General features: G+C 69.3%; 15 protein-coding genes and 1 tRNA gene. 4 read left to right on the top strand and 12 right to left on the bottom strand.

The window, feature by feature from the left end; translation table 11 throughout:
• Complete coding sequence (locus D7Y15_RS08690; RefSeq protein WP_121752255.1) at window positions 1-1,671, bottom strand: hypothetical protein; 1,671 nt, start codon at window positions 1,669-1,671, stop codon at window positions 1-3.
• Between the two features lie 155 nt (window positions 1,672-1,826).
• Between D7Y15_RS08690 and D7Y15_RS08685 the strand changes: the two genes are divergently transcribed.
• A complete protein-coding gene (locus tag D7Y15_RS08685) occupies window positions 1,827-2,762 on the top strand; it encodes a hypothetical protein (RefSeq protein ID WP_120575707.1) in 936 nt (311 codons plus the stop codon).
• Window positions 2,763-2,784: 22 nt separating this feature from the next.
• Here the strand turns inward: D7Y15_RS08685 and D7Y15_RS08680 are convergent, their stop codons facing one another.
• The 5 genes from D7Y15_RS08680 to D7Y15_RS08660 all read right to left on the bottom strand — a co-directional run bounded on the left by D7Y15_RS08680 (window position 2,785) and on the right by D7Y15_RS08660 (window position 9,552).
• A complete protein-coding gene (locus tag D7Y15_RS08680; RefSeq protein ID WP_121752254.1) occupies window positions 2,785-3,447 on the bottom strand; it encodes a glutathione S-transferase family protein in 663 nt (220 codons plus the stop codon).
• Window positions 3,448-3,548: 101 nt separating this feature from the next.
• Complete coding sequence (locus D7Y15_RS08675) at window positions 3,549-5,363, bottom strand: acyl-CoA dehydrogenase (RefSeq protein ID WP_120575705.1); 1,815 nt, start codon at window positions 5,361-5,363, stop codon at window positions 3,549-3,551.
• 101 nt (window positions 5,364-5,464) lie between these two features.
• The gene (locus D7Y15_RS08670) at window positions 5,465-7,978 is read right to left on the bottom strand and encodes a VIT domain-containing protein (protein WP_121752253.1); all 2,514 of its coding nucleotides are present in this window, start codon (window positions 7,976-7,978) and stop codon (window positions 5,465-5,467) included.
• A gap of 112 nt (window positions 7,979-8,090) precedes the next feature.
• Entirely contained in the window at window positions 8,091-9,215 is a 1,125-nt protein-coding gene (locus D7Y15_RS08665) for a slipin family protein (protein ID WP_121752252.1), read from the bottom strand.
• A 267-nt stretch (window positions 9,216-9,482) separates the two neighbouring features.
• A tRNA-Leu gene (locus D7Y15_RS08660) sits at window positions 9,483-9,552 on the bottom strand.
• Between the two features lie 405 nt (window positions 9,553-9,957).
• Between D7Y15_RS08660 and D7Y15_RS08655 the strand changes: the two genes are divergently transcribed.
• Window positions 9,958-10,260 (top strand): hypothetical protein, encoded by a 303-nt coding sequence (locus D7Y15_RS08655; protein WP_126934878.1) that lies wholly within the window; start codon window positions 9,958-9,960, stop codon window positions 10,258-10,260.
• Here D7Y15_RS08655 and D7Y15_RS08650 read toward each other — a convergent pair.
• The 3 genes from D7Y15_RS08650 to D7Y15_RS08640 form a co-directional block, all read right to left on the bottom strand.
• A complete protein-coding gene (locus D7Y15_RS08650) occupies window positions 10,257-10,925 on the bottom strand; it encodes a bifunctional 2-polyprenyl-6-hydroxyphenol methylase/3-demethylubiquinol 3-O-methyltransferase UbiG (RefSeq protein WP_121752250.1) in 669 nt (222 codons plus the stop codon). The two genes, D7Y15_RS08655 and D7Y15_RS08650, sit on opposite strands and share 4 nt — an antisense overlap.
• Before the next feature lie 35 nt (window positions 10,926-10,960).
• Window positions 10,961-13,105, bottom strand: coding sequence for a glycogen debranching protein GlgX (gene glgX, locus D7Y15_RS08645; RefSeq protein WP_121752249.1), 2,145 nt, complete (start codon window positions 13,103-13,105; stop codon window positions 10,961-10,963).
• A 138-nt stretch (window positions 13,106-13,243) separates the two neighbouring features.
• Window positions 13,244-14,512, bottom strand: a complete 1,269-nt coding sequence (locus D7Y15_RS08640) for a hypothetical protein (RefSeq protein ID WP_121752248.1) — start codon at window positions 14,510-14,512, stop codon at window positions 13,244-13,246.
• Window positions 14,513-14,698: 186 nt separating this feature from the next.
• Here D7Y15_RS08640 and D7Y15_RS08635 point away from each other — a divergent pair, with 186 nt between their 5' ends.
• The gene (locus D7Y15_RS08635; RefSeq protein ID WP_169820352.1) at window positions 14,699-14,914 is read left to right on the top strand and encodes a hypothetical protein; all 216 of its coding nucleotides are present in this window, start codon (window positions 14,699-14,701) and stop codon (window positions 14,912-14,914) included.
• A 155-nt stretch (window positions 14,915-15,069) separates the two neighbouring features.
• On the opposite strand, the gene D7Y15_RS08630 is transcribed toward D7Y15_RS08635, so the two are convergent.
• The 3 genes from D7Y15_RS08630 to D7Y15_RS08620 all read right to left on the bottom strand — a co-directional run bounded on the left by D7Y15_RS08630 (window position 15,070) and on the right by D7Y15_RS08620 (window position 19,155).
• Entirely contained in the window at window positions 15,070-15,642 is a 573-nt protein-coding gene (locus tag D7Y15_RS08630; RefSeq protein ID WP_120575695.1) for a hypothetical protein, read from the bottom strand.
• A gap of 223 nt (window positions 15,643-15,865) precedes the next feature.
• Complete coding sequence (locus D7Y15_RS08625; RefSeq protein WP_121752247.1) at window positions 15,866-16,582, bottom strand: hypothetical protein; 717 nt, start codon at window positions 16,580-16,582, stop codon at window positions 15,866-15,868.
• A 47-nt stretch (window positions 16,583-16,629) separates the two neighbouring features.
• On the bottom strand, window positions 16,630-19,155 hold the full coding sequence (locus tag D7Y15_RS08620; protein WP_233604863.1) for an RND family transporter: 2,526 nt from the start codon (window positions 19,153-19,155) through the stop codon (window positions 16,630-16,632).
• Between the two features lie 381 nt (window positions 19,156-19,536).
• On the opposite strand from D7Y15_RS08620, the gene D7Y15_RS08615 reads away from it, so the two are divergent.
• A complete protein-coding gene (locus tag D7Y15_RS08615) occupies window positions 19,537-22,026 on the top strand; it encodes an RND family transporter (protein WP_120575693.1) in 2,490 nt (829 codons plus the stop codon).
• The last annotated feature ends 196 nt before the right edge of the window (window positions 22,027-22,222 follow it).

The following is a 22,222-nucleotide window of genomic DNA, read 5'->3' as shown; positions in this document are numbered from 1 at the left end:
TCAGCGCTGACTGAGGGCCGGAGCCGAGACGGCCTTCCAGGCCGCGCTCGACAGTCCGCCCTCGGTGCCGAAGAGGGCGGAGTCACCGTCAGGGAGCACCGCGTAGACGCGCGGATCCGCCAGCTTCGGCAGGGCCCGCGTCTCCCCCGTGGCCGCGTCGAAGTACGACGCGCCGAGCAGCGTGCCCACCAGCGCCCCGCCGGGCACGAGCGCGGCGGAGACGATGGCGGAGGAGGGCAGGCCGGGAGCAGCGCGCACGCGAGTCCACTTCGCGCCGTCGAAGTAGCTGAAGCCGTCCTGGCAGGTGCCCGCGATGGCGCGTCCTTGCGCGTCGGTGGACAGCGCGGTGATCCAGTTGTCGGTGAGGTCGCGGCCGTCGTGGAAGCGCTGCCACTTCGCGCCGTCCCAGCGCAGCAGGCCCCGGTCCTCGCTGCCCATCCACAGGAAGCGGCCCGAGGCTTCACCGACGGAAGGGTGCTTGCTCCACTCCTTCGGCAGCGGCAGCCGTTTCACGAGCGACAGGGGAGACGTCCCGGGAGTGACCAGGGACATGCCCCGGCCGTCCACCAGCGCGACGCCGTCATCCATCTGGGACACGTTGAGGACGGACAGCTTCCCCAGGGCCACGGGGTTGCGAGACCCGTAGGCAATCTGCGTCCACGTCTTCCCGTCATGGAAGCCCAGGCCATACGTGGTGGCGACGTAGAGGTTCGGTCCGTCGCTGGTGATGCCCAGCACCTGGTCGCTGGGAAGCGAAGGCGTGCGGACGGTCTGCCACTTGCCGTCATCACGCTGCCAGCAAGCGCCCCGGTCGAACGTGCCCACCACCAGCCGCCCCTGATGCCGGGCGAGCGCGGTGATGTGATTGCCGCAGAGCTGCCCGGTGGGCGTCACGCGGCTCCATCCCTTCTTCCCCTGGAGGAACACACCGGAGGTCCGCGTGCCCGCCCAGCCATCGCGCAACACGGTGGCGCCCTTGGGAACGCTCACGGCCTGAAGTGGCACTGACTCCGTCTCCCACGCGTGCACCTCGCCGTGGCTGCCCACGATGCGCACGCCCTGCTCCGTCACGGTGAATGACAGCGGCCCGGTGGGCACGTCGCGCAGTGCGGAGAGCCGGCCACTGGCGCTGATGGAGAACGCGCCCTCGGTGGTGCCCACGTCCACGCCGTCACGTGTGTCCGAGATGAAGCGCACCGGGCCCGGCAGGGACCACGCGCGCTGGGTGCCCAGTTCGAACAGCCGCCCCTCCGCCGTGCCCGCGAAGCGCGGAGAGAACGCCGTGTACGTCGCACCTGGAGTCAGCACCGAGGCCAGTGACTCCAGGCGGTTCACGTAGTCCGGAGTGCTCGCGTCCTCGGCGGGAGGCAGCGCCTGCCAGCGCACGTCCAGCACGGGCGTCACCTGGAAGCGGGCGTCCAGGGACACCAGCCCTTCATCCGTGGCGACGAAGAGCCGGTCGCCCGTGGACTCCAGCGCGCGGCAGTAGTGGCTGGGAAGCCCGTCCTCCACCGTGAGCACGCGCACCGGACGGCCCGCGGGCGTGAACAGCTCCAGGCCGCCTTCGGTGCACGCGACGACGTGGCCGCCGAAGGGCTCCAGGTCGTGCACGGTCTCGGTGTTGGTGACGGTGGCGGCCAGGGTCAGCGCGGTGAGGGTGGAGAGCATCATGCTCCACCCCTATTGCGAACCCCGGGCCAGCCCGGTCTGTGTCCCCGGAGCCGCACCCGCGGCCCCAGGCCAGCGGGTCTGTTGCCCCTGTCGCCCTTTCACGAACTATCGTCGCGAGGGGGGATTGGGGCCGGGCCTCCGTTGGAGTCCACGACATGCTGCGTTCTGGTTCGTCCCTGGCGATGGCGCTCGCGCTCGCCATCCTCTGTGCTTGCGCACCGTCCGACCCGTGCGATGTCGTCTACTGCGGTCCGGGCCGGTGCGATGCGTCCTCCGGACAGGCCGTGTGCGACTGCCCCCAGGGCTACGTCCAGGCGGACATGTCCTGCAAGCGGAACGTGCGCAAGGGGGATGACCATGGGGACTCCATCGAGGCCGCGACCCCCTTGGAGTTCATGGACGCCGACCAATCGATGCACGCGAACCTGGACATCGTGGACGACGTGGACCTGTTCTCGTTCCGCATCAAGACCGGCCGCATCTACCGATTCAGCTGCCGTCGCTACCTGGATGAAGGTTACGAAGGCTACGAGCCGACCTGCTTGGTTGAGCTCCTCGGCGCGGACGGGCTCAAGTTGCCGGGCTCGGTGGGCTCAGGGGGGCCTGCGTACTACCAGGCGGCCGTGCTCGCCACGCAGGATGGCACCGTGTACGCCCGCGTGAAGGGCTTCTCCGCCTCCCCCTCCACTTTCGACACCCGCTACGAATACTCGCTGGTGGACCGGGGGCCGGACGACTTCGGGAACACCCTCGCGGAAGCCACCCGTCGGCCCGTTGGCACCAACGTCTCGGGGCACATCGAACCCTACGGCGATGTCGACGTCGTCGCGCTGGACGTCGTCGCGGGCCGCACCTACCGGTTGGTTTGCGGAGGCGTCGGCAACAACAACTGTGGCATGCGAGTGCGCGACCCCGGGGGCGAGGTGCTGTACCAGGCGGCGATGGTCGAAACAAAGCCGAAGAGCGACACGTTCGACCTCCAGGTGATGCAGGAAGGCCGTCATACGGTCGAGCTGTTCTTCACCACGGGGCTCCTCTTCTCCTACGGCGTGGGTGACTACACCTTCTCTGCCACCGACCTGGAACCTTGAGCGCCCGCCACGCTGCCCGCGGCTAGCGCGCGCTGCCCGCCGGGACCCCAAGACGCTGCTCATAGGCATCCAGCGTCCGCTGCCAGGCGGGCCGTGCCTCACAGCGCTCGCGATAGGCGGAGACCCGGGGGAAGCCTTCGAGCACGCCCGCGTTGCGCACCTCGCGCAGCACCGTGGTCATCAGGATGTCCGCCACGGTGAACGCCTCGCCGGTGAGATACGGACGCTCCCGGAGCCAGTCCTCGAGCGTGGTCAGGTGGAGCTCGGCGTACTTCACCAACCCGGGACGCCGCTGCGCGCCGGTGGGGTCGGCGTCGCCGAGCAGGTCCACCATGATGAGCTGGGCCATCGGCAGCTCCACGGTGGTGAGCGCGGCGAAGCACCAGCGCATCACCTGGGCGCGGCCCTGGAAATCCGTGGGCATCAACTGGCCCGTCTTCTCCGCCAGGTACAGCAGGATGGCGCCCGTCTCGGTGAGCACGAAGCCGTCGTCGTCGAGCACCGGCACCTGGCAGAAGGGGTTCAGCTGCTGGTACTCCTCCCTCCGGGTTTCCCCAGCGGGATGATCCACGCCGTGCACCCGGTAGGGCACGCCCAGCTCCTCGAGCATCCACAGGACGCGCAAATCGCGCGTGAGTCCTACGACCTTCGAATGGACGCGGCCAAAGCCATACAGGGTGATCATCGCGGCATTGTTGATGCCGCGTCCGCCGCTGTCGAGGCGCTTGTTCGCACCAGCGGTTGGCGACGCGCTGCGAGAAGCGCGCCGCCACCGCCTGCCTCTGGCTAGAACGACTCTTCCGACAGGTCCATCAGGTCCAGGTTGCCGTTCTCCACCATGCGCGCGGCGTGCGCGATGCCGGGCAGCACCTCATGGCAGTACCAGCGGGCGCTGGCCACCTTGCCGCCGTAGAACGCCTTGTCACCGGGGTTGGTCTTCATCCGCTCCAGCGACACGGCCGCGTGGCGCACCAGCAGCCAGCCGATGATGACCTCCGCCACGGCGAACAGCACGCGGTTGCCCTGGAAGCCCACGTGGTAGACGGACTCGCCCAGCTTGCCCATCAGCGTGCCGAGCATCGTCTGCAGGTGGCCCACCGCCTCGCCCAGCGCGGCGCGCTCGGTCTTCAGCTCCGGACCGCCCTCGTCGCCATCCGCCGTCGCGCGGACACGCTCCAAGAGCCCCATCAGCGTCGCGCCGCCGTCGCGCGCCACCTTGCGCATCAGCAGGTCCAGCGCCTGGATGTGCGTGGTGCCCTCGTAGAGCGAGTCGATCTTCTGGTCCCGGATGTACTGCTCCACCGGGTAGTCCGTGAGGAAGCCCGAACCGCCGTGCACCTGGAGCGACAGGGACAAGAGCTCGTACGCCTTCTCCGAGCCGTATCCCTTCACCAGCGGCAGCAGCATGTCGTTGAGCACGTCCGCCTCGCCCGCCGCGGTGGAGCGGTGGCCTCCCTGGATCTCCACCTGGTCCTGCACGGACGCGGTGAACAGGGCCAGCGCGCGCAGACCTTCCGCGTGCGCCTTCTGCGCCATCAGCATGCGGCGCACGTCCGGGTGCTGGAGGATGTTCACGCGCGGCGCCGTCTTGTCGCGCGCCTTCCCCAGGTCGCTGCCCTGCACGCGGTCCTTCGCGAACGACAGCGCGCGGTAGTAGCCCGCGGACAGCGCGGCCATGGACTTGAGGCCCACCGCCATGCGCGCGTTCTCGATGATGTGGAACATCTGCCGGATGCCGTCGTGCACGTCACCCAGCAGCAGGCCGCGCGTGGGCTTGCCGTCGCCGAACGTCAGCTCGCACGTGACGGACCCCTTCAGGCCCATCTTCTTCTCCAGCTTGGTGCACACGACGTTGTTGTGCTCGCCCAGGCTGCCGTCCTCGTTCACCCAGAACTTGGGCACCACGAACAGCGACAGGCCCTTGGTGCCCGGCGCCGCGCCGTCCGGACGCGCGAGCACCATGTGGATGATGTTCTCCGCGATGTCCGACTCGCCGTTGGTGATGAAGCGCTTGACGCCTTCAATCTCCCAGACGTCGCCGTCCACCTGACGGGCCTTGGTGCGCGCGGCGCCCACGTCGCTGCCCGCGTCCGGCTCCGTCAGCACCATGGACCCGCTCCAGCGCTTGTCCAGGATGTGCGGCAGGAAGCGCTGCTTCTGCGACTCCGTGCCCAGCTTGTCGATGACGCGCGCCAACAGGTTGCCCAGCGTGAAGAACGCCAGCGCGGGGTTGCTGCCCAGGATCAGCTCGAACGCGGCCCAGCCCAGCGACGGCGGAGCACCCAGGCCGCCCAGGTGCGAGGGCGTCTCCAACAGGTGCATGCCCGCGTCGTAGTAGGCGCCCATCGCGGCCTTGAGGCCGGGGGGCAGCTTCACCTCGCCGTTCTCCAGCTTCGGCGGGTTGTGCTCGGACTCGTCGAAGCTCTTCGCCAGCTCCTGCGTGCACAGCTGCGCGAACGTCTGCAGCGTCTGCCGGGCCGCCGTCTCGTCCAGGTCCCCGAAGGGCGCCTTGCCCAGCGACGTGTGGCCGATGTCCAGGAACTCGAAGAGGTTGAACTCAATATCGCGGAGGTTGGGCGTGTAGTGCAGGGACGACGACATCGAAGGACTCCTCGCGGCCGGGTGCGAATGAAACAACCCCGCGCCAGTGAAGGCGCGGGGCCAGAAACGGACCGCCAGGGTATCCGAGATTGATTCGCGGGTCAGTCACGCCGAGCGTGGATGACGCGCAGCGTCTCCCGGCGCTCGAAGCGATTGCCGGCGGCGTCGCGGGCGACGAACACCAACTCGTAGGAACCGGCGGGCGTGCCTTCGGGGATGACCAGCGACTTGTTGAAGCGCAGGCCGTCCTGCGAGTCGAGCAGCTGCTGGTCCTCGCCGAAGAGGTCGCCGTACACGCTGACCTCCTGCGTGGCCTCCACCGCGTCCACGTCGAACGTCAGCGTGTCACCGGGAGAGAGCTCCTTCTGGGAGAGGACGACGTCGAAGTCATTGCCCTGGGAGTCCAGGCGGTAGCGAACCTCGCTGCGCTCCACGCGGCCGTCCGCCAGCTCCGCGATGATGAACACGGTGTAGTAGCCATCCGAGACGCCCAGCGGCACGAGGAACCGGCCGCGCCACGAACGGGTGAGCGAGTCGAACGTGAGCGGCTTCACCAGGCCGAAGGGGAAGTAGGCGGTGACGCGGCGGGCGTTGCGCGGGGCGCGCACGGAGATGATGGGGTCGCCGGGGGGAATCTCCTCGCGGCTGAGCGCGCCGGAGACCATGCCGTCGGGGAGCTGCACGGGGACCATCTCGCGGACCGACTCGCCGTTGGGGGCCGTGCGGGCCACCTGCTCCACCGCGACGAAGGACGTGTAGCGGCTCATCAGGTGGTACTGGAGCGCGGTGTCGGTGATGCCCTGGACGACTTCGGGCGTCTCGCCGCGGTAGCCCTCCACGGTGAGCTCTTCGATGCGCTGGCGGGCCCAGAGGCTCTTGAGGGAGTCGTGCTCCGGGGCGACTTCGGGGAAGTGCACGGGCACGTCGAAGCGGCGGACCTGGCCACGCACGCGGCCGGAGATGCGGAGGACGCCGTCACCGGTGCCGGTGAACCTGCCGACGAGGAACAGCGGCTGGCCGGCGAAGAGGTCCGGCACGGACTTCGGGTACACGTCGCTGACGGGCAGGCCATCCGTGTCCACCACGACCGAGGTGAGGACGGGGCCGCGCATGCGCTGTTCGAACTCGCGGGCGACGTCTTCCTCCGGGCGGTTGAGGTTGACGAGGGTGGAGGCGCCGCGGCCCAGCTCACCCATCTTGGTGATGAGGTAGCGGTTGGTGCTGGACCCCACGCCGGCGGAGAAGATGCGCGTCTCCTCGCGCAGGTGCTTCTGGAGCGTGCCGAGGACCTGCTCATCACCGCCGATGAGGCCGTCCGTCATGAAGAGCACCATGCGCAGGCGGGCGGGGTCGTTGGCGGGCAGCATGGCTTCGCGGGCGGCGATGTTCACGTCGGTGCCGCCACCGCCCCAGAAGTTGGCGACGTAGGGCAGGGCGTTCTGGATGTTCTCCGGCGTGGCGGGGACGGCGGTGGGGGCGAACTTGGTCACCTGCGTGTCGAAGTTGAGGACCTGGAAGGTGTCCTCGGGCATCAGGTGGTTGAGCACTTCCTGAGTGATGGCCTTGGACTTCTCGATGGCGAGGCCGGACTGCGAGCAGGACGTGTCGAGCACCATGTAGAGCTCGCGAGGGACGATCTCCTTCTCGGTGGGGGACAGCTGCGGGTTGAGCATCACCAGGAAGTAGCCGTGGTCCGCGCCGGGCTCGCGGTGCATGAGGACAGCGGGGCGGATGAGCGCGTCGGCGACGACGTATTCGAGGATGAAGTCCTTGTTGGGGATGCGGTCATCGCGGCCCAGGCTCACGGTGGCGCGGGACTGGCCTTCGCGCTTCACGTCCACGCGGTGGGTGGTGGAGCGCAGCGAGTGGACCGGGAGGCCCGCGTCCAGGCGAACGGTGAGCTGGATGTCATGGCCGCTGCGCGAGTCGGCGAGCACCGGGGGCGTGATGCGGCTCGCGTCGGGGACGGAGGTGGTGTCGGGCTCCACGCCTTCGCCCTGGCGCGTGGGCAGCGGCGTGCCGCCGATGAAGCGAGGGGCCACGACCATGGGGAAGCTGAAGCGGTAGGTGCCGGCGTCGTAGGTGAGGCGCTCCACGTAGTGGATGCGCACGCGGATGGTCTCGCCGGGGAGGATGTTGGCGACGGACTGGGTGAAGATGTTCGGCCGCTCCTGGTCGAGCAGCGCGGCCGTCTTGCCCTCGGCCTTGGCGCGCTCGTAGGTGTCGCGGGCCTGTTCGCGGGTCTGGATGACGCCCGTGATGACGCGCTCTCCGATGTGCATCTCCATGCCATCCACGGCGGCCAGCTCCGGCAGCGGGAAGACGTAGATCGCTTCAAGGGGAGCGCTGTAGGGGTTCTCGAACACCTGCGTCACGGTGACGGAAGCGAGGAAGCCACTGACCTCCGCGTCCACCTCCGTGTGCTTGAGGCTGAAGGTGCGCGGCTCGGTGTCCGGGCACGCCTCGGTGTCCGCCTGCTGCGGCTGCGCACGGAAGCGAGCCACCAGGGTGCCCTGGGCGACGCCCGCGGTGGGCGAAGCGGCGGGGGGGCAGGGTTGCGCGGAGGCCGGGGCGGCCAGAAGGCAGACGAAGAGCGTGGCGAGCAGGACTCGCATGGTCGGGAACCTTGGTTTCAGGGTGTGCCCGGGGACATTGCAGCCCCCGGGCCAACCCTGGTTCCCCTCTGAAACGACAGGCCGTGTGGCTGTGAAGCCACACGGCCGTGTGTCAGCTGCCCTTGAGTTGCAGCGTGGGCACCGCGCCCTCGCCCAGCACCAGGTGGACCTGACCCACCTTCGCGGCCAGGTCCTTGTACGCCTCCAGCTCCTTGAGCCGCACGAGCAGCGGGTTCTCCGCGAGCACCTTCGCCGTCTGCGCCATGGAGCGCGTCGCCGCCGTCTCCTCGCGCCGCAGGATGACGTTGGCCTCCGCCTCCTTCTGCGCCTGGATGACCCGGTTGAGCAGGTCCTTCATCTCCTTCGGCAGCACCACGTCCTTGATGCCGAAGCGCAGCAGCTCCAGGCCCACGCCCTCCGCCCCTGACTTCACCTGCGCGTACAGCTCCGTGGACACCGCCTCACGCGCCGCCAGCAACTCATCCAGCGTGCGAGTGGACACGGCCTCGCGCGCGGCGAGCTGCATCGCCAGGTAGAGGATTTCATCCGGCGCCCGCGCCACCACCGCCAGCCGCCGCGCGTCCACCACCCGGTACGCCGCGGACAGGTTGAGCCGCAGCGTCACGCGGTCCTTGGTCATCACCTCCTGGCCGGTGACGTGGAGCAGCTTCTCGCGCAGGTCGATGACCGCGAACTGCACCTTGTGCGCGACCGTCCACGCCGCGTGCCGGCCCGGCGGCAGCACCGCGTCCAGCACGCCGTTCACGTACCGCAGCGCCACCGTGCCCTCCGTGGCCGTGGTCTCCACGTAGTCACTGGCCGGAATCAGCGCGCGCACCTCGTCCCGCGGGGGCTCCGTCGCCACCCCGGACACGTCCACGCGCTCCACTCGCACGGTCGGCGTCTCGGGCCGACCGGTTCGACCGGGCAGCCGCTGCGCCGTCCACACCTGGTGCTGACCCCGACCCAGCCACCGCACCGGCTGGCCGTGATGGAAGACCACCGCGCGCTCGTCCGCGCCCAGCTCCAGCACCTGGAGGTCCTTCTCCGGCACCAACGCGAGCTTGGCTTCATCCAGCCGGGTGACGGGCGGCTCCAGCGGCACGCGCTCGTAGCGGACGTTCTGGAACGGACGCACCACCCAGTGCCGGCCCGGCCCCAGGTACTGCTCCGCCTTCCCGTTCACCACCACGAACAGCCGCTCGTTCTGCGCCACTTCCACCCGACCGATGCCCATGACACGTCACCTCGACGACAAGAAAAGAGTGCAGCCCGGCTGCTGGAGAAAAGGACCCCGCCGCCCCACGAGCGCTTCGCGCGAACAGACCGTCCGGATCCGCGTTCAGCCTCCCGAACCTCCGCACCGGATGCAGGTCACGGACGGCGACCGGAGCGTTCCGCGAACAGCACGGAAGCCTCTGGACACCCTGGCGACCGGCCAGTGTGCGGCGTGGGGAGGAGGACGCGGTGGACTCGCGTTGGCACCAGCGGAAACGACGGGGTCCGGCGAACGAAGGAGTCGAACCTTCGAATGCGAGATCTTGAGTCTCGTGCTCTACCGTTGAGCGAGTTCGGGTTTTTGCCCAGCCAAGGGCAGCCATGCGCGCCTCACGGTGGCGCGCGACCGGTACGGCCTTCGATAGCGGCAGGAACACCCGGAGGTGATGGCCGTGAGGAACGTCCGAGTCTCATGCACCGGCGCAAAGCGCCCCCGCATGGAACCGGACGCCTCGGGACAACCCCGTGCGCCCCCCTGAAGCTGCCGACGGGCCTCTGGACGCGGGCGTGCGAAAATCCTGACGGCCCATGTCCCAGACCCTGGGGCTCAGGTGTCCAAGCGCTGCGTGCTCCATGCGCCATCTCGGGGACACATGAATCGAGCCGTTTGGGTCGTGATGCTGGGAATGAGCTGTGCGCTGCTCGGGGCCTGTGGGGAGGAAAGCGCTGGGGACGAAGACTCCGGCTGGCGCTTGGGGGCCATGAAGCTGCAGATCTCCATGGGAGAGGATCCCTGCCCCGTGGTGACGGCGACGGTGACCCTGCTGTCGGGTGATGGGCGCCCGACAATGGGGCCCCTATCGCTCAACGTGAGGGATGGCGTCATCGAGGGCGTGACCCTCCCCTACGTCTACGAGTCGAGTGCCTGGTGGGTGCAAGTGCATGCCTACGACAGCAACGGCAACAACGTGTGCAGCGGGGACGACCCGGGCACAGGCGTGCACGAGGGGCGAACGACGTCCGTGTACATCAAGATGCACTGCGCGTTTCCGAATTGCCCCTAGCCGCCGCGCGTCACGTCCCACCAGCCGAACCACATCACACGCTCCTCGGCCAGCAGCTCCCAGCCCGGCCCGTGCACGTACTCGCGCACGCGGAGCCCCGCCGCCTCCACCGCGCGCGCCGTCTCCTCCGCGCCCCACAGGTGCAGCGTCACGTCCGTGTCCGCCGTGCGCACCCGTCGCGTGGACGCCTCATGCGCCTCCAGCCCGGACCTGCGCTCCAGCACCGTGAACAACATCCGCGCGCCCGGCTTCAACACCCTGCCCAGGTGCCCCAGCACGCGCGGCAGGTCATCACAGAAGTCCAGGCAGCCAATGGCCAGCGCGACATCGAACGTGCCCAGGTCCTCCGGCACCGGATCCAGATAGCTGTGCACGCGCCACGTGCCGGACGGCCTTGAGCGCTTCGCCAACTCGAGCATCTCTGGCGCCAGGTCCAGGCCCACCACGTCCACGGACGCGTCCAACCCGCGAGTGTGCAGGCCCGGGCCACAGCCCACGTCCAGCACGCGCAGGCCCGGCTTCATCACGTCCCCGAGGAAGTGCTCCACGCGGTCACCGTAGCGGTGCAGCGACGGGTAGAGCACCTCGTAGGCGGAGGCGATCTCCCCGTACACCCGCGCGACGGCGGCCTCTTCACTCCTGCCGCCGTCCCCTTCGTCCGCCATGCCGTGCGCTCCTGATCAACAGCGCGGGCACCGTATCACGGCGTGTTGTTGCTTCCCGGCTTGCGGAACACCGCGAGCGACCGCCCGGCCATCTCGAACTTCCCGGGCTTCATCTCTTCATCGCCGCGCTTGTCGTCCGCCGTGTACAGCTCCAGCCGCCACGCGCCGCCCTCGCCCGGCGGCGGCACCGTGAACGGCACCGTGTCGTGGTGCGCGTTGAGCAGCACCAGCAGCGAGTCGCCGTTCACGCGCTGGCCCCGCTCGTCCGGCGTGGGGATGGCGTCGCCGCCCAGGAGGAACGCCAGCGAGCGCACGAAGGGCTTCTGCCAGTCCTCCGCGCCCATCTCCGTGCCGTCCGGCCGGAACCACGCCAGGTCCTTGTGCTCGGACTCCCACAGGTGCTCGCCCTGGAAGAAGCGGCGGCGCTGGAGCACCGGCTGCCCGTGGCGGAACTGGATGAGCTTGCGCGTGAACTCCAGGAGGTCCTGGCGCGTCTTGTCCAGGTTCCAGTCCACCCACGACAGCTCGTTGTCCTGGCAGTAGGCGTTGTTGTTGCCCTGCTGCGTGCGGCCCATCTCGTCGCCCGCGACAATCATCGGCACGCCCGTGGACAGGAACAGCGACGCCATCAGGTTGCGCTTCTGGCGCTCGCGCAGGGAGATGATGTCCTTGTTGTCCGTCTGTCCCTCCACGCCGCAGTTCCACGCCTGGTTGTCATCCGCGCCGTCGCGGTTGTGCTCGCCGTTGGCCTCGTTGTGCTTGCTGCTGTACGTGACCAGGTCGTGCAGCGTGAAGCCGTCATGCGCGGTGACGAAGTTGATGGACGCCTGTGGACGCCTCCGCGCCGCCGCGAACAGGTCCGCGCTGCCCGTGAGCCGGTAGCCCACCTCCGAGGCCTGGTTCTCGTCGCCCTTCCAGTACTTGCGCAGCGCGTCCCGGTACTTGCCGTTCCACTCGTGCCACGGCGACGGGAAGCCGCCCACCTGGTAGCCGCCGAGCCCCACGTCCCACGGCTCCGCGATGAGCTTCACGCGGGAGAGCACCGGGTCCTGGTTGATGATCTGGAAGATGGGCGCGTTCGGGTCGTAGCCACCCTTGCCCACCCGGCCCAGCACCGTGGCCAGGTCGAAGCGGAACCCGTCCACGTGCATCTCCTCCACCCAGTAGCGCAGCGAGTCCACGATGAAGCGCGCCGTCTGCGGGTTGGAGGCGTTGAGGCTGTTTCCGCACCCCGTGAAGTCCAGGTAGTGCCGCGCCTCCGGCATGGTCCAGTAGTACGACGCGTTGTCGATGCCCTTGAACGACAGCGTGGGCCCCAGGTGGTTGCCCTCGCACGTGTGGTTGTACACGACGTCGAGAATCACCTCGATGCCCGCCGAGTGCAGCGACTTCACCATCGACTTGAACTCGGCCACCGCGCCGCCCGGCGTCTTGCGGCTGGCGTAGCGCTGCTCGGGCGCGAAGTAGTTCAGCGTGCTGTAGCCCCAGTAGTTCGACAGGCCCTTGTCGTTGAGGAACGAGTCGTCCGCGAACCCCTGCACCGGCAACAACTCCACCGCGGTGACGCCCAGCTTCTGCAGGTGCTCGATGATGGCCGGCGAGCCCAGGCCCGCGTACGTGCCGCGCTGGTGCTCCGGCACGCCCGGGTGGCGCATGGTGAGGCCGCGCACGTGGGCTTCGTAGATGACTGTCTTGCGCCACGGGATGTCCAGGCGCCGGTCATTGCCCCAGTCGAAGAAGTCGCTCACCACCACGCCCTTGGGCATGCCGGCCGCGCTGTCGCGCTCGTCGCGCATCAGGTCCTTCTTCGGATGATCCAGGGGGTAGCCGAACACCGGCTGCTTCCAGTTCACCTCGCCGTGCAGCGCCTTGGCGTAGGGGTCCACGAGCAGCTTGTGCGGGTTGCAGCGGTGCCCCTTCTCCGGCTCGTAGGGGCCGTGCACTCGCAGGCCGTACAGCGTCCCGGGCTCCAGGTCCGGCACGTAGCCGTGCCAGACGAACTCCGTGCTCGTCGGCAGGTCGAAGCGTTCAATCTCCTTCGTCGGGTCCGCCCGGTCGAAGAGGCACACCTCCACGCGGGTGGCCACCTGCGAATAGACCGCGAAGTTGGTACCCGCGCCGTCGAAGGTCGCGCCACGAGGCCAGGGCTTGCCCGGCCAGATCTCCCGCTTGCCGCTCATGCGTCTCACTCGATTCCGTGGGGAAAACCGCCGCCGGAATGTGGGTGCGACTGCGCGATGCGGCAAGACGTCCGGGTGTGCTGACTGTCCACCGGACAGCGCTCTGGCAAGGGGTCGGTGCTGAAACGACCTGCCCTGTCAGGCGGCGACAGCGTGGTCCAATGAACGCCAGGTGCCCAGGGCCCAGTCCTGCTCGTCTGGATCATCGAAGCTCACGACGCAGAGGGCGCGGCGGCTGCCGGAGCGGCACAGGGCCGTCAGCCGGCACTCGCCGGGACCCACGTGCAGGGACGCGCGGCCGCTGACGCGGGCGCCGTGGTGCTCCAGCTCCAGGGCCTTTCGCTCCGGGCTGGTGGGCGCCAGCTGCTCCTCCGCGGAGTCCTCCAGGGGCACCACGCGCACGGTGCGGCGATGGTCGCGGGCCACCCAGCTGCCGTCCTGCAGTCGCGACTCCGCCAGCGAGCCGGGGATGCGAATTTCCCAGCCCTCCGGGAGCGCCACCTGCACGGAGCCCCGCCGGTAGCCGATGGACGGCCCCACGCCGGGCGACTCCAGGGCGCGGCGGTGGACCTCCTCCGCCACCGTCCCTCCCATGCCCAGGTATCCGAGCACCTCCTGCCACTCGCGCCACGGGTAGGGGAGCGAAGGGTCCTCGCGCCAGGCCTGCTCCAGCAGACGGGCCACGTCGCGCAGGCGCTGGCGCTCTTCCTCCAGGAGCGGCGGGCGCCAGACGACGTCCGTCCACAGCCGGCAGAGGGCGCGCGTGAAGCGCTCGCGGGCGTCCACGCCGGGGTTCCACCAGGGGAACACGTCCGTGCCCTGCCGCGGGTCCTCGTGCACGGTGCGCAGCCAGCGCTCGTCGCGAGGCCCCAGGGGCGTGAGCAGCGCGCCCGGGTGCTGGAAGGTGTGGCCGAAGCGCATGGACAGCGCGAAGCCGGAGTTGCCCAGGCTGCGCATGCGCAGCACCTGCCCCACCGAGTGCTGGAGCCAGCCCAGGAAGTGCTTCTCCACCAGGTCCACGTCGCCAGTGTGGAAGTAGCCCGTGGCGTCACCCACGCCCACGTCCTCGTCGGGCGGAGCCCAGGAGATGCCGTTCAGGTCGCCCAACCCCTTGAGCAGGTCCACCAGATAGCGGTGGTAGCCGGGCCCCGCGGCGCTGGTGTCCGCGGACACGACGATGCGCTCCTGGGTCGTCGCGAGCAGTGACACCTCCGCCGCGGCCGGGTGCAGGCGCAGGCGCAGCACGGGCGCGCCCTGGGGGCCCTCCTCGATGCGGGTCCCCTCCAGCACGTCCGCGGCCACCTGCTGGAACCAGGCTTCCACGCGCTGCAGCCAGGACAGGGGCGCCTCCGGGGGGGCGAACAGCGGATCGCTTGCTCCTCGTCGGCCTGCCAGCAACAGCTTCATGCGTTGGACGCTTTCGGTTCGGGTGCGGGTGCGCGCTGCCTGGACCTCTTTGGATAAGCCCCCGGCTGCTCCCTGTCATCCAAGAGAAACGCATTCTGGAGGTCGGGGGGCATGCGGGCGGGGGTGCGCCCGGTGGCGGAAACCCCCGGTCCGCCCCAACCTCAGAGGGGAAAGGAGGCGTTCGTCATGAGCAAGAAAGACGTGTTGCACATTCCCTTGGAGGGGCTGCCTCCCGCGCCGGCGCGCGAAGCCGGGACGGAAGAGGATGAGCAGCAGGAGCGCCGCACGCCGTCCACCTTCGACCCGGGTGGGGGTCCCGGCAATGGGCCGGGTGACAACGGGAGCCCGCGCATCATCGAACCGGTGGGCCAGCCCTACTCGCCAGGCGTCAAGGTGACCTGATCATCTCAGGTCTCGCTGTCTCCATGACCCCGCTGACGCCTTTCGCGCGTCGGCGGGGTCTTGTTGTTCGCGCGTGCAAGGCCGGACGCTGGAAACGGCGAAGCGCCCGCGACCGGTGAAGGTCACGGGCGCTTCCATGTCCACCCCGAGGGGGACTAGCGCGTGGTGCCGTTGTTGGGCGCCATCGTGCCGGTGGAGTCCGGCACCGGCGTGGTCATGTTGCCCTTGGCGCCGGAGTTGTTCGGGTCGAGCGTGGAGTCGTTGGGCAGGCTGCTGTCGTCCGGGATGGCGCTGTCGTCCGGATCCAGGCCGGAGCCGCCCGTGCCCGGCTCGGTCATCTCGCCGTCGTGCACGCCGGGCTCGGCCTCACCGGTGCCCGCGCCGCCAGTGCCCGGGTCCAGGGTGCCGTCGTTCGTGGCGGGCGGCAGCGTGGAGTCATCCGTGTTGCCGGAGCCGCCGGTGTCCATGTCCGACGGAGGCAGCGTCGTGTCCGGCGACGTGCTGCCCGTGTCGTAGCCGGAGCCGCCGCTGCTGGGAGGCGGCGTGGTGGTGGTGCCGGAGCCGGACGTGTCCGTCCCCGTGCCGCTGGAGTCCGTGCCCATGGTGGAGTCGGAGGCCGGCTCGGTGCCGCGCGTCGCGGATTGATCCGACTTACATCCCGTACCGAGCGCGAGCGCACCCGCGAGAACCGCCGCCACCGTCAGCTGGGTCTTCAGGAACTTCTTCATGTGGATTCCCCCGATAGGAGCTCTGACTGCTTGAAAGGTCGTGGCTGCCTGCACGACCGAAAGTGAGCAGGCCTCGGGATGTGTGCAGGGGTGGCTCATTCGCCTGCTTGCTCGGGGAACGGCATGGGCGGCCGCGAGGGGAGGGTTGCGCGGGACGGGGTTGTCCACCGTGCCCCACGCCCGATGGCTCGGAGTGCGAGCCAGGGAGCCCGGCCCACGGGGCTCAAGGACTCGGGGGCTGGAGCACGCTGCCGCCACCGAGCGGCGTCACGGAGTTGCTGGACGTGTTGCTGTCCGGCGTCAGCGGGTTGCCTCCTGGCGACGGCGTGGTGGGCTGTGAGCTGGTGATTTCCGGTGGCGTCAGGCCCGTGGCTGGAGGCAGCACCGCGCCCGTGCTGGACATGGTGCCCGTCGGAGTTCCCGGCGTGACGGTGCTGATGGAGGCGCCCGGCAGCGTGGTGCCGGGGGTCGTCGTCGCGGGCGGCAGCAGCGCGCCCGTGGTGGCGGTGGAGCCCGTGGAACCCGCCACGGTGGTGCTGGTGCCGGGAGCCAGCACCGCGCCGGTCCCTGTCACGGTGGTGGCCGAACCGGGCGCGACCACCGTACCGCCGCCCGTCACGGTGGTGGCATTGCCGGGGCCAGGCGGCACGTACTCCGTTGTGTTGCCGGAGACGGACGGCTGGGTGCCGTACGGCTGCGGAATCACCGCGCCCGTGCTCGTGCCGCTGCCGCCCGCGCCCACGCTGGTGACGTCGCCAAGGGGCTGCGTCACCTGGTTGTCCAACGCGCCTCCCATGGGGGCGGGCGTGCCCGGCGGGGCCCCCGGGTTCGGCTGGCTGGTGGTGATGGCGCTCGCGGAGTTCGGATCCACCTGCGCGTTCGCGGTGCCCAGCGCCAGGGTGCCCGCCGCCACGCTCATCCAGATCCATTGCTGAGACATCGCTTCCGCTCCTTGTGGCTGTGGGGCCGGACGGACGACGCCTCGGCCTAATGGGAGGGCGTGGGCCGGTGAGGACCCTGGCCATCCCTGATGAGGTGCTCACCCCGGCGGCGCGAGGGAACCGCACGGTGGCGCCGCTTGCGCTCGGAGAGCACCAGCAACAGCGCCGGGAAGGTCACCAGCATGATGAGCAGGTTCATCCCGAACCCCACGTTCGCCAGGGCGCCAATCGAGTTGAGTCCCGGGTGGTCCGCCAGCAGCAGCGCGCCGAAGCCCACCGCGCTCGTGAGCAGGCCGCCGCAGATGGCCTTGCCTGTCTCCGAATACACCCGCACGAAGTCGCTGCGCGGTGACGCGAGCCGCGTGATGAGGTGCACGCCCGCGTCCACCGTCGTCCCGATGAGCACCGGGATGACCAGGATGTTGAGGTAGTTGAACTCCATGTCCAGCAGCGGCATGAGCCCCAGCACCGCGAACAGCGACACCACCGTGGGCATCAGGCACAGGAGCGCGGTGCGCAGGCCGCCCAGCGTCAGCCACATGGCCAGCAGCACCGTGAGCGTGGAGCCCAGCAGGATGAACGGCGCCTCGTGCGACACCAGGTTCACGATGTCCGCCTGCACCATCGCTTCACCGGCCACCACCGCGGGCCGGCCATCCGGCAGCACCATCCCGCGGACCTCCTTCGCCATCCGGCGCATGGCCTGGCCGTTGGATTGATCCGCGGACGGATACACCAGCACGAAGCCGGTGCCGTGACCGTCGCGTCCCTCGAACTGCTGGCGCACGCTGGAGGGCAGGTCCGCCTCGGTGAAGGGCTGTGCTCGCACCTGCCTGCGCAGCTCCTCCAACTGCCCGCGCTGCTTCGGGGTGAGCTGGCCTTCGGGCACGTCCTCCACCCGCTTCCCGATGTCCTTCAGGATGGCCTGCTTCTCCGCCTGCCGCTCCGGCACCAGGCTCGCGAGCGCCGCGACGAAGTCCACCGTGGAGTTCGCGCCCTGCTGCCGCTTGCGCGCCTGGAGCTCCCGGACGACCGCGGCCTCCTCCTCGCGGGAGTTCGTGAGCACCACCAGCGGGACCTGCGAATAGCCGATGAGCTGGTTGACGGCACGGTCCAGCACGAACGAGTCCAGGCGCTGGTCCTGTAGGGAGCCGATGTCGTAGTCGAACCGCAGGCGCGGCATCTGCGTGAGCAGGCCCGCCACCACGAGCGCGGACACGACGGTGAGCAGCCCGCGCCGGTGCGTGATGACGCGGCCCAGCGGCGCCTCCGTCATCTCCGTGGAGTTCGCGCGCGGCCTCCAACCCCAGCGCGCTCCCAGCCCCAGCACCGCCGGAAGCACCAGCACGTACGCGAGGATGAGCACCAGCATGCCCACGCCCGCGATGACGCCGAACTCGCGGAACGCCGTGAGCTTGGAGCTGCCCAGCACGAAGAACGTGAGCGCCGCCACCACCGCGGACACCAGCGCCGCGCCACCTGTGTGCGTGAACGACTCGCGCGTGGCCTGCTCGGAGGACCGCCCCTCTCCGCGCAACGCGAGGTAGCGGCCCAACAGGTGGATGCCGTGCTCCACGCCCAGGCCGCCCAGGATGGCGCCCAGGAAGGCCGTGAGCAGGTTGACGCGGCCATACGCCATGCCCACCAGACCGTAGGTCCACGCGAGGCCCGCGCCCACCGGGGCCAACACCATCCCCACCGCGAGCACGCTGCGGAAGTGCAGGAACAGGTAGAGCAGCACCAGCACCGTGGCCACCGTCGAGGACACCGCCACGTCGCGGGTAATCTGTCCCTGCTGATCCATCTTCTTCTGGAACGAGCCGGTGATTTGCGTGTGGAAGCCGGGCCCGTACTTCGACAGGTCCTGTTGCCGCAGGACGCCCTGCACCTCTTCGACGATCTTCGTGGAGAAGGTGAGGTCCGCGGACGACACCTCTGGCTTGGCCAGCACCACCACGCGGCGCGCGGCGGGGTCCAGGTAGTAGTCGCTGGGGTGGCTGGACAGGCGCGTCACCGCGCCGCCGGCGTACTTCTCCTCCAGGTCGGAGAAGTCCAGCGATGGGGCGGGGTCGTCAGCCAGCGGCACGTAGAGTGGATTGGCCTGCTCCTTCTCCCAGGTGAGGCGCGTGTCGATGCGGCGCTCCACCTCCTTCAGGTCCTCGGGCGACAGGAAGTAGAGCGCGTGGCTGCGGAAGAAGCTGCTGGGGCGGGTGATCTCCACATAGCGGATGCCCGGCAGCGCCTCCAGCTTCGGCGCCACGTCCTCCGCGAACTGCTGGAGCTGCGCCGGGTCCCCATCCTCGCCCACCACCACCACCCACCCCTGGGCGCCGAAGCGCTGCTCCAGGGTGTGGATGGCCTCCACGCTTTCGAAGGACTGGGGCAGCAGGTCCACCAGGTTCGCGTTGAGCGTCAGGTGGCGCGCGGACAGCAGGCCCACGACGGACAGCACGAGCGCGCAGACAAGCGCCGTGAAGGGGCGGCGGTGGTTGTGCGCGGCCAGCGCACCCATCGTGCGCTCCACCCGGTGCATCCACGTGCTTTCCGCTGCTGAAGACGGGTTCGAGGCCATCGACCATGCCTCCATGCGGCGCCTGCCTCCTGGCAGGGCCCGTATCGAGGCAAAAGCTGGCCATGTCACAGACCGTCAGCACGACGGCGCGAGGGGCTGCTCCGCCCGTCCGCCGACACCGGAACGGGTGGGGCAAAATGCCTCAATTTTCAGAGGAGAAGCCGATCCCCTGGCATGACGCGCGCCGGGGCGGCATACATGGCGCGGCCCAGGCCCGGCTGTCTTTGTTCCCCGGGCCAGGCATGCGGCCAGTGGAGGCCCCGGGTCGATGCCTGGACGCACGGTGGCTCGGGGCATATACGCGAGAGCAGCCCGGTTCGTTCGGGCTCAAGGTTGTCCCCGGGCCGTCACGGCGCGGGCTTTCAGCAGGAAATCACATCCATGAGTGACACGCGGTGGTCCGGACGGTTCGAGGCGGCGATGGGCTCCCTGGCGGCCCGCAGCCACCAGAGGCCCTGGGTGGCGTTGTTCGTGACGCTGGTCCTCACGGGTCTGGGCACCTTCTTCGCACGCGACCTGCGCCTCAACGCGGACCTGGCGAACCTGCTGCCCAAGTCGTTCCAGTCCGTGCAGGACCTGGAGAAGCTGCGCACGCGCTTCGGCGGCATGGGCAACGTGGTGGTGGCCGGCATCGGCGCGGAGCCTGAACAGCTCAAGCAGTTCGTGGACGACATGGCGCCGAAGCTGGCGACGCTGTCGGAGATCCGCTTCGTCAACGCGCAGCGGCCCAGCCAGTTCTTCGACGAGCACGGCCTCTACTACGTGGACCTGCCGGACCTGAAGACCATCGAGGAGCGCATCGACGCGCGCTTCGCGTGGGAGAAGGAGCAGGCCAACCCGCTCTTCGTGCGGCTGGAGGAAGAGGCGCCTCCGTCGCTGGACTTCAGCGACATCCAGAAGAAGTACACCGGCGGCGCGAACATGCGGCTCGCGGGGCAGGGCGGCCTGTACTACCTGGATCCGCAGGAGCGCATGGTGGTGATGCTCCTCAAGGCCAAGGGCTCCTCCGCGGACCTGGGCTACTCCAAGACGGTCATCACCCAGGTGGAGGACTACCTGGCGAAGCAGGACCTGTCGAAGTACGGCCCCGGCTTCCGCACGGAGATCACCGGCACGTTCAAGAAGAAGATCGACCAGCAGGCGGTCATCACCGGCGACCTGGCGCGCGCGTCCACGCTGGCCCTGGTGCTGCTGCTGGCCTACCTCATCTTCCACTTCCGCAGCGGGCTGTCCGTGGGCCTCACCATGGTGCCGGTCATCGCGGGCCTGACGTGGACCTACGGCTTCGTGGGCATCGCGTACGGGCAGGTGAATCTGCTCACGGGCTTCCTCGCGGCGGTGCTGGGCGGCCTGGGCGTGGAGCACGGCATCCACCTGTTGGGGCGGTGGGGCACGCTGCGCTCGGAGGGCATGACGTCGGAAGAGGCGGTGCGGGAGACGTTCCGGCACACGGGCTTCTCCGCGCTCATCTCCGCGCTGGTGGCGGCGCTCACGTTCCTGAGCCTGTCGTGGTCGGAGTTCAGGGCGTTCCACGAGTTCGGCGTCATCGCGGCGGTGGGCATGATGGTGAGCGTGGCGTCGTACCTGCTCATCCTGCCGGCGCTGCTGGGGCTGGTGTCGCGCTGGGGCTGGGTGCCTCGCGAGCACCAGTCGCAGTCCGGGCCCATGGCGATGCTCGCGCGCTTCCTGCCGCGCCGTTACCGCGCGGTGGTGGTCGTGATTGGCGTGGCGCTGGTGGGGCTCATCAGCCAGGCGTACCGGGTGAGCTTCAACTACGACTCCACGAAGCTGGATGACGTGTCGCTGCCCAGCGTGCGGCTGGACAAGCGCATCGACCACATCCTGGGTTACTCCGCGACGCCGGTGGTGGTGCTGACGGACACGGAGGGGATGGAGCGCGAGGTGGTGAAGCAGCTCCAGGCTCGCAAGGAGAAGTTCGGCAAGGACTCCACCATCGACTTCGTGGGCGCGCTGGAGGACCTGGTGCCGCAGCATCAGGAGGAGAAGCACGCGCTGCTCCAGGCCATCCACAAGAAGCTCCAGCGCATCGACCCGGAGCGCGTGGAGAAGGCCCAGCGCGACGACCTGCTGCGCGCGGTGAAGATGACGTCCGCGAAGCCCTTCGTGCGCGAGGACCTGCCGGTGGGCCTGCGCCGCCAGTTCGAGCCCGCGGCCGGCCAGAAGGGCGGCGTGGTGTTGGTCTACGCGAACGTGAGCCTGTCGGACGGCGTGGGCACGCGGCGCTTCACCAAGGAGGTGCGCAACCTCCAGATGCCAGACGGCAGCCAGGTGTCCGCGGCGGGCGAGGCGCTCATCCTGGCGGACATCCTGGACATGGTGGCCTCGGAAGGGCCGCGCATCCTGGTGGCCGCGGTGGTCAGCGTCTTCCTGGCCATGTGGCTGACGCTGGGCTCCTTGCGCAACGCGGTCATCTGCATGCTGCCCACGCTGCTGTCCATCGCGGCGCTGGTGGGCCTGATGGCCATCATGGGCCTGCAGTTCAACTACCTGAACATCGTGGTCATCCCGGTGCTCATCGGCACGACGGTGGACGCGGGCGTGCACCTGATTGAGCGCCTGGGCGAGCCGGGCGCGGACTTCACCACGGTGTACGCGGAGACGGGCCGGGCCATCACGGGCGGCCTGCTGACGAGCGCCATCGGCTTCCTGGCGCTGGTGTTCGCCAAGCACCCGGGCCTCAACTCCATTGGTGACCTGGCCAACCTGGGCTTCGCGGTGAACATGGTCATCGTGCTGGTGGGCTTCCCGGCGCTCCTGCTGCTGGTGGACCGCTGGCGCAACAAGCACAGCAGCGCCACGTCGACCCCGGCGTCCGGCGACGACGGAACCGAGCGCCCCGCGGAGAGCTGATCCGCGCAACGTCAATCCATGCAGGCAAGGAGGCCCCGGCATTGCCGCCGGGGCCTTTTTCATTGCGTCCGGAGGGGCCGGGGCCGCTCCGCCAGGCGACACTGCGGAGGGACGAACGGGCACGGGCGCCTGGGAGTCTCCGACCCAAACTTCGTCTTGTATGGGGCGCTCATACTTCAGGTATCAATCCGGCCGG

It is taken from the genome of Corallococcus sp. AB030, from assembly GCF_003668965.1.
GTDB classification, from domain to species: Bacteria; Myxococcota; Myxococcia; order Myxococcales; family Myxococcaceae; genus Corallococcus; species Corallococcus exiguus.
Note: the sequence above shows the minus strand (reverse complement) of the source record. Positions and strands in the feature narration are given on the sequence as shown.